The 7,718-nt window shown below is 33.4% G+C and carries 8 protein-coding genes; 2 read left to right on the top strand and 6 right to left on the bottom strand.

Annotated elements, in window-relative coordinates:
• Nucleotides 1-1,267 (bottom strand): peptidoglycan DD-metalloendopeptidase family protein (locus Q7P22_RS02710; RefSeq protein ID WP_303860326.1); only part of this gene is annotated, 1,267 nt, incomplete at its 3' end.
• Between the two features lie 420 nt (nt 1,268-1,687).
• Here Q7P22_RS02710 and Q7P22_RS02705 point away from each other — a divergent pair.
• The gene (locus Q7P22_RS02705; protein WP_303860322.1) at nt 1,688-2,836 is read left to right on the top strand and encodes a 1-deoxy-D-xylulose-5-phosphate reductoisomerase; all 1,149 of its coding nucleotides are present in this window, start codon (nt 1,688-1,690) and stop codon (nt 2,834-2,836) included.
• A gap of 158 nt (nt 2,837-2,994) precedes the next feature.
• Here the strand turns inward: Q7P22_RS02705 and Q7P22_RS02700 are convergent, their stop codons facing one another.
• The 3 genes from Q7P22_RS02700 to Q7P22_RS02690 all read right to left on the bottom strand — a co-directional run bounded on the left by Q7P22_RS02700 (nt 2,995) and on the right by Q7P22_RS02690 (nt 5,906).
• On the bottom strand, nt 2,995-4,206 hold the full coding sequence (locus Q7P22_RS02700) for a DUF438 domain-containing protein (RefSeq protein ID WP_303860320.1): 1,212 nt from the start codon (nt 4,204-4,206) through the stop codon (nt 2,995-2,997).
• A gap of 308 nt (nt 4,207-4,514) precedes the next feature.
• Nucleotides 4,515-5,267 (bottom strand): tRNA threonylcarbamoyladenosine dehydratase, encoded by a 753-nt coding sequence (locus Q7P22_RS02695; protein WP_303860317.1) that lies wholly within the window; start codon nt 5,265-5,267, stop codon nt 4,515-4,517.
• 273 nt (nt 5,268-5,540) lie between these two features.
• Nucleotides 5,541-5,906 carry a TraR/DksA C4-type zinc finger protein gene (locus tag Q7P22_RS02690; protein WP_303860314.1) on the bottom strand — a complete coding sequence of 122 codons (366 nt, stop codon included), beginning with the start codon at nt 5,904-5,906 and terminating at the stop codon, nt 5,541-5,543.
• A 230-nt stretch (nt 5,907-6,136) separates the two neighbouring features.
• Here Q7P22_RS02690 and Q7P22_RS02685 point away from each other — a divergent pair, with 230 nt between their 5' ends.
• Nucleotides 6,137-6,319: an alpha/beta-type small acid-soluble spore protein gene (locus Q7P22_RS02685; RefSeq protein WP_113920602.1), complete on the top strand. Its 183-nt coding sequence runs from the start codon at nt 6,137-6,139 to the stop codon at nt 6,317-6,319.
• Between the two features lie 282 nt (nt 6,320-6,601).
• Here Q7P22_RS02685 and Q7P22_RS02680 read toward each other — a convergent pair whose 3' ends face one another.
• On the bottom strand, nt 6,602-7,192 hold the full coding sequence (locus Q7P22_RS02680) for a vitamin B12 dependent-methionine synthase activation domain-containing protein (protein WP_303860308.1): 591 nt from the start codon (nt 7,190-7,192) through the stop codon (nt 6,602-6,604).
• Between the two features lie 127 nt (nt 7,193-7,319).
• On the bottom strand, nt 7,320-7,718 hold a 399-nt coding region (locus Q7P22_RS02675), incomplete at its 5' end, for an NUDIX hydrolase (protein ID WP_303860306.1).

The following is a 7,718-nucleotide window of genomic DNA, read 5'->3' as shown; positions in this document are numbered from 1 at the left end:
TACCAGTACTTCCCATTGCTGCAATCTCCTCTCCTAAACGAACCTTTTGCCCTACTTCTACATGTATTCCGCTTAAATGTCCATAAAGAGTAGAGTATCCACTGCCATGATTAATCTTAATATATTTTCCAAGAGTTCCTCCATCCGGGCTTGCAGTAACCACTATTCCATCAGCAGCTGCCTTAATTGGTGTTCCCATATTATTGGCAATATCAACAGCTTTATCACCCGAATGACTTCCTGCCTTATTGAGAGCAGTTACTCTACCAGAAGTGGGAAGTGTAAAGGCCCCCTTCCCAGCACCTATAGGCAAAGCTTTTGTGCCCTTAGCTATCGTTTCAGTAGTAGGCTCCTTTAGCACTGCCTGATTTAGAACTTCTCTTGAGCTTTCCTTACCATTTACATAAAGAACCTTTGAAATAGTTTCTTTGAGGCCTTGCCTTCCTTCTATAATAACCTTTTGCCTTCCTTGGTATATAGAAGAATCGTCCCTATATTCCGTTTCAAAAGGTATCTTGTCAACTACTGATTCTTCCCTCACTACTTCAATAGTTAAGTAAGGTTCTACAACTGTTAAATTAATGGTGTCACCGCCATGTAGTTTCTCTATATTTTTATCTGGATTTGCTTCAGCCAGCTTTTCTACATCTATTCCACGGTTTACAGCTATGTCCCAAGTAGTGTCCCCATCTTTTACAGTATATTGTTTTAATTTGTCAGTGCCTTGATTTATAGTATCTATTGCTTTTTCTACTTCAGTTAATTCCTTATATAGAATTTGTTTGTTTACTATTTCTACTTTTTCTTTTATGACAGGCTCTCCAACAATTTTTGATTTCTTACTTTCTTTTGTGTAGGGCTCTAAAACATTATCTATAACCTTTTGAGCTTCTTCTTTGCTATAAAGACTTGCTACTTCTTCTCCATCAATGACTATTACAGCCCCTTCGACCATAGGTACTCCATATGTGCTCACAACTGCGTCGATACTCTCATCTACGTCCTTTAGGATATTGTCTCGATTTATAATTTTCATACTAAAGTCAACATCTTGCTCCAATACAATATTTTCTCCGTATTTTTCTTTTAAATCTTGATTCACAATTTCTACAGCAGTAGTAATAGTCTCTCGTTCTTGTACACACCCTAAGTCTTGACCATTGAAAGTGACTTCGTATCCGATATCCGCACGATAAAAAAATATTCCCGTAGCAAAAATCACTCCTGCTGAAGCTGCAATCATAGTCTTTTTCAGACTAATTTCCATATTTTATTAAACCTCCAAAACATTTACATCTCATTTACAAGCTGTTATTAAATGTTACATATTTTTTACACCATTTAGTTTACCACATTTTCCTAATAATACAACTACATTTTAGTGATTTATACATTATTTATCTAATGTAATATAAATGGCTTATTTGTACTGTATTGCATATACTAGTCCATTGAAAAATGGTAATTTAAAATTACAGTATCTTTCATGTTAATGGGAATAATTAATGCATTATTAGGATTGTAAACCAAATAAATAAAATTTATACAAAAAGCTTTAAATTAAATACATAAGATAGAAAAAGAGGTATAATATATAAAAACCATAGAATTTCAATTATTTTAAGAACATCAACGTGTATCAAAACATTAGATGCCAAAAATAAATTTAAAGGATAAGGAGTTTTATATGAAATACGTAAGCATTTTAGGTTCTACAGGTTCCATTGGAACTCAGACACTTGAGATTGCAAAGGAAAATCCTGATAAGATTAAAATAGTAGGATTATCGTCTAATAGAAACATTGACCTCCTAGAGCAGCAAATCCATATTTTTAAACCAAATGTGGTAGCTGTAATGAATGAAGAAAAGGCAGCAGAGCTACGAAAAAAAATAGGTAATAAAATAGAGGTCCTCTCAGGAATAGAAGGTTTATGTGCAGTAGCTTCTTTATCAGAAGCAAATATTATTTTAACTGCTGTTTCTGGGATGATCGGTTTAGAACCAACTCTAAGAGCTATTGAAAAAGGCAAAGATATAGCACTAGCCAATAAAGAAACTCTAGTTGCTGGAGGACATCTTGTTATGGCTAAAGCCAAAGAAAAGGGTATAAAAATTTATCCTGTTGACAGTGAACATAGTGCAATCTTTCAATGCCTTATGGGCAATGATAAAAAGGATTTGCATAAGATCATACTTACTGCTTCTGGTGGACCATTTAGAGGCTATAGTTTAGAGAATCTAAAGGATGTTACTCTAGAGAGAGCTCTAAAACATCCAAATTGGTCTATGGGAAGGAAAATCACTATAGATTCCGCTACATTAATGAATAAAGGATTTGAAGTAATAGAGGCGAAATGGCTCTTTAATCTAAATAAAGAACAAATAGAAGTTGTTGTGCATCCACAAAGCATCGTCCACTCCCTAGTAGAGTTTAAGGATCACAGCACCATTGCACAAATGGGATATCCCGATATGAAAGTGCCTATTCAATTAGCATTGTTCTATCCGAATCGGATAGAGAATAGTATTGAATCTCTTGACTTGGCACAAATAGGTACCTTAACATTTGAAAAACCTGATATAAATGTTTTTAAATGTTTAGGGCTTTCTTATGAATCCATTAAAATTGGTGGTAGTATGCCTACTGTTCTCAATGCTGCAAACGAAGTAGCCGTAGAAGCCTTTTTAAATAGAAAAATACACTTTATTGAAATTCCACAAATAGTAGAAAAAGTAATGAATGAACACAAGACAATAGATAATCCTCATTTTGATACGGTACTAGAGGTAGACAGTTGGGCCAGAACAATTGCCGAGTATCAAGTGGCAAAGTAGTCAAATAGTCAGGAAAACAAGACTCGCCTAAGGACGAGACGGTTTTCCTTTCCGTTTTTAGCATTCCGTTATTGAGGTTTTCCCGCCCAACCTTTTCTCTTTCTCTACTATTTTAGCAAACCTCGTTCAACGTTTCGCTGTCAGTCTTTTGATTTCTCCTAATCTATTAATCTCTTTTCACCCTTTAATTCCTGTATTGGCTTGATGTTTTGACTGACTTCTACTATTCCTAAATATTCCCCTTGTGCATCTCTTACTGCAAAATATCTAATGTATACAAACTGATTGCCTTTTTTAATCCAGAAGTCTTCATGATCCTTTTTACCAGATTGTAAATCTTCTACTATTTTTTCTACAATATGAAGGCTTGATGGTGGATGACAGTTTGATACATCTCTTCCTAATACAGACTTTGGTCTTGCAAAGATTCTCTCTTTCCCCTGGGTAAAATACTTAACATGTCCATCTTTGTCTACAAATGTAGCATCTATAGGAAGAGTATTAAAAATTGCATTTACCTCTTTTGCTGTAAGATAGCCCGCGTCAAATGGAATGGCATCTTGTAAGGCAGCTACATCTTCTGGCTCCTTTATATTTTCATCATATTCTGGATAATAAAGACCTTGAGGCTCAATAAAAGTATAGCCAATCTCATCGCTATCATTAGATATAACGCTCCATTCATCTTCAGTTAACGTATCTTGTGCCATTGGAAACAAAATATTTTCTTCTTTAAAAATCATTTCTGTAATTCTATTTAGTAAGGTATTTGCGTTTTCTATAACCTTTCTCTTTTGTTCTCCCTTATCGATATCATTAATAATCTCTTTTAAAGCATCTCGTATTTCGTCATCCACTCCCCACATAACCTTAGGTGGAGCTGTGATATTGTACTTTTCTAAATATGGAAATAGTAAATTTTCCTTTCTAGAGTAATGCTTCTCAATTTCAAAAAGCTTTTGAAAAGATGCTTTTAACATCCCACTAGATTGTGAATCTTCTTCTTTCTCATATCTACTTAAAATTTCTTTTATCGTTTCATCGATAAAGGCTTCAATTGCGCTGTTTTCCTTATCAAATACTTCTAAAGGATGATTTTCGTAATTTTCCTCCTCAGGTCTATAAATCTCCTCAATTGACCCTTTAAATACTGCAGCATGAACATCACATAGGTTTTGAATTTGTTCTACAGGCATTCCTTCCATAATCAAACTTTGTTCCATTTCTGCAATTTCAGAAACTGAAATACCTTCAATTAATTTTTCAAATCTACCTTTTACTTCTTCTACTGTTTTTCCATGATGTAATTCTGTTATAAGCTCCTTTAATACCTTTTGTCTATATTCCCTGTTATTAATTAGTTCGCTCATTTTATCAACTCCTCATCGTATTCCTATATTTTGTTATGAATCCTCTCTATAAATAAGATACCCATTTTTTCGTATATCACCACTAATTTAGCTATTAGCAGTCCGTTACCAGTGTTAGAGCCGAGTCTTAACCGTCAAAATTTAATTGCATATAAAGCAGCTAATTCGAAAGTAGCACTTTTTGGCAAACAAAAAAGCGCATTTAGCGCTTTCTGTGTTTTTCTTCTTTTTATCTATTAAGGTTCTTTCGTCCAGCCAAATAGACGTTTTGATCTGAACTTCAAGCTCTTTGTTGACTACCTAACGCCTTATCCAATCAAATCCTTAACCACTTCGCCTGCGATAATTAAACCTACCACCGATGGCACAAAGGAGATGCTTCCTGGTATTTGTTTTTTATAAGTACACTTTCTCGTTGTACCTGGTGGACAAACACAGCCTGTAGCACAACTAGAATCTTCACTTTCTATTGTCTTTATTGGAACTTCTTTTGAGTAAACTACTTTTAAAGAATCAATATTTCTTTTTTTTAATTCCTTTCGCATAACTTTTGCTAAAGGGCAAATAGATGTCTTATAAATATCTGCAACCTCAAATCTAGTAGGATCCAATTTATTGCCTGCTCCCATGGAGCTGATAATAGGAATATTTTTTGACTTTGCATTGACAACTAAATCAATCTTTCCAGTGACCGTATCAATAGCGTCTACAATGTAGTCGTAATCTTCACTTATTAAGTCATCGCCTCTACCTGGCATATAAAACTCTTGAAATGTGGTTACTTCTGCCTTAGGATTGATTTCCAATACTCTTTCTTTCATTACTTCTACTTTAGACCTTCCTATAGTCTTTCTTGTAGCATGTAATTGTCTATTTAAATTTGTCAAGCAAATTTTATCATCATCTATTAGGACAAGTTTACCTACACCAGCTCGCACTAAACCTTCAACTACAAAAGATCCAACTCCTCCTATGCCAAAAACTGCAACCTTGCTATCCTTCAACTTATCCAAATTATCTTGACCAATTAGTAGCTCTGTTCTTGAAAATTGATGTAACATCTTATTCCCCTTTCAAATTTAATTCGAATAACAGTATATATTATTTACTTTAACTTTTCTACTAAAAAGCACATCCGTTCTAAGTTTTAAGCTCTATGTAAAAGCTAGAAGTAAAAAAACGATTGTTATTCGTTGAAAGGAGAAATTTAGTCACTACTGGTAGCTGTTATAGCAAGCGTGTAATAGTAATTTGTTACTTGCACGAAAAGCGTATCCACCCAACCTGTAAAACGTCAACTCTTTGCCTACCCACAAGAAGAGGCAGATTGATACTCAATCTGCTTTCTCCATGCATCTCACACATGTCCTCGCGTATGGAATGACTTCTAACCTTTCTTCAGAAATAGATTGACCACAGTTTGCACAGCGACCATATTTTCCTTCTTCAATAGAATGAAGAGCATCTTCTATTTTTCTCAACATTCTATATTCATTTTCTTTTTGATAAGCACCTCTCTCAAGATCACTGCGTATACTAGCAATATCACCTGGATGATTATCAAAAGTAGATAATTCATCTGCCATTTCCTCGTACATATCTGTAATTTGATTTTTCTTCATATCTTCTACAAGTTTTAGAATCTGGTTTTTTTCTTGTAATAATTTATTTTTAAAATAGTATTGTTTGTTTTTATCCATAGTTATGTTCTCCCTTATTTTCTTTTTATTATTTTTAGTGAAGAACATTAAAATAACCATGGAAAATAATATATATTTAAATTTTACTAATTTCATCATTGTATTCCATTTATTGTAAATTCAATAATATCCATCAGTATACTCCTATTTAATGGAATCATAACAAATATTTACATGACTAATAATAGTAAATTTCCTAAAACTATTAATATCAAAGGAGGTGAACAAAAATGAGCAGAAGAAAACAAAAAGCTGGTTTAAATCAATTTAAAGAAGAATGTGCTAGAGACCTTAATATCAACTTAAAGCAAGGCTACAATGGAGACTTAACTTCTAAAGAAGCAGGATCTGTTGGGGGAGAAATGGTAAAGAGAATGGTACGTTCTTATGAAGAAAAATCAAATAATCAATAGTATTACACCTTAATCTTGTTTACACACAAGAATAATCTTTTAGCTTTCCTTCAAAGTTTTAAGTTTAGTCTTGTGTTTTACATAAAAAGCGCCCTTGGGCGCTTTTTCAGATAGTAAACTTTAAGGTGATAAGATGGTAAGCAAAAGCATGAATTCCCTAAAAGCGCGTTAGGTTTTCTTCCACTTTCCATTCTTCACTTTTCGCTTTTTATTTTTTCCTATCCAACCAAAATCTGATTTTGATTGCTAAAATAATTTATCAAAATTCATACCTTGTATTTATCATTTTATATTACTAAAATATATTCCCGATACGCTTTTTCCCGGGTACATAATATTGCTGTCTGAAAGTTTTACGCCAATGTCTCCTTCTACATCTCCAAATAAAGCAAACAATTTTTTCTGTTCTAGCATATCCCAACCTTCCAAGGAGCCAGGAATTTCATATACTATTTCTTCATATCTGTACCTATTTTTAATTTCTTGTGATATAAAGTCTGTTGCACATAGTAAAATTTCTGTTTTAATGCCATCAAATAGAAATTGATCTAGAAGATCGTCTATTTCTTTTGTAAGCGCTTCTACTTCAACACCACTGGTAATTATGTAAGGAAATACGATATCTACTCCCTTTACATTTTCAGCAAGATTTTTGCTGTTAAACTGAGTCCCACCAATAATAATGTAATCTTCTTTGAGCTCTTCTATAGAAGCTTCTATGTAAATTGCTTTAGGTCTTGCCACCGCTTCAGCTTGTTCAATCAGCTCTTCTAACGTCTCTAACATTCTCTTATTATTTCTTAGCTTCATTTTCTCGTTTAATACCTCTAAATCGATTACAAATGGAATCTCTGTAAATATTTTCTTCTCCATAATAAAACCCTCCTTGTATTTTGTCATTATTATATTAATTGAATAAAGTTTTTATAGTAATAACCTTTGTTCAATTTTAAGTAAGTAGAGATATTTGACCTTAGCACTGGTGGACGACAGCTGATGGCTAAAGCACGGTTATCACTTTCTTGTATTGGCGTATTCGATTTATTAATTTACTATAAATATCTTTCATATGACTTTCAGTGCTATATTTATTCACCTGTTCTATAGGAATCCATTTGACAGCACTATTTTCATCTTTTTTTATGACTAGCTCTTGTTTTTCATCTCCTATTGCTCCATATGCTATAGACAAATGTAAGTGTGGAGCTACGTATTCTCCTTTTTTAAAATGTCCTATAACAGATAGAACATCTATAGATAATGGCATAGAGGTAATCGGTTTTACAAGAATACCTGTTTCTTCTTTAACCTCTTTAATGGCTACTTTTAAAAAGTCTGTCTCCCCATCAACGTGCCCACCGGTCCAGGACCAGGAATCATAAATATTATGATATATCAT

It is taken from the genome of Alkalibaculum bacchi (assembly GCF_937875145.1).
In the GTDB taxonomy this organism is placed as follows: Bacteria; Bacillota; Clostridia; order Eubacteriales; family Alkalibacteraceae; genus Alkalibaculum; species Alkalibaculum bacchi_A.
This window is presented reverse-complemented; position numbering and strand designations above follow the sequence as displayed.

Bases quoted from the DNA above. Each gene is read 5' to 3' on its own strand.
- Q7P22_RS02705 (WP_303860322.1), top strand. From the start codon at position 1,688: ATGAAATACGTAAGCATTTTAGGTTCTACAGGTTCCATTGGAACTCAG.
- Q7P22_RS02700 (WP_303860320.1), bottom strand. From the start codon at position 4,206: ATGAGCGAACTAATTAATAACAGGGAATATAGACAAAAGGTATTAAAG.
- Q7P22_RS02695 (WP_303860317.1), bottom strand. From the start codon at position 5,267: ATGTTACATCAATTTTCAAGAACAGAGCTACTAATTGGTCAAGATAAT.
- Q7P22_RS02690 (WP_303860314.1), bottom strand. From the start codon at position 5,906: ATGGATAAAAACAAACAATACTATTTTAAAAATAAATTATTACAAGAA.
- Q7P22_RS02685 (WP_113920602.1), top strand. From the start codon at position 6,137: ATGAGCAGAAGAAAACAAAAAGCTGGTTTAAATCAATTTAAAGAAGAA.
- Q7P22_RS02680 (WP_303860308.1), bottom strand. From the start codon at position 7,192: ATGGAGAAGAAAATATTTACAGAGATTCCATTTGTAATCGATTTAGAG.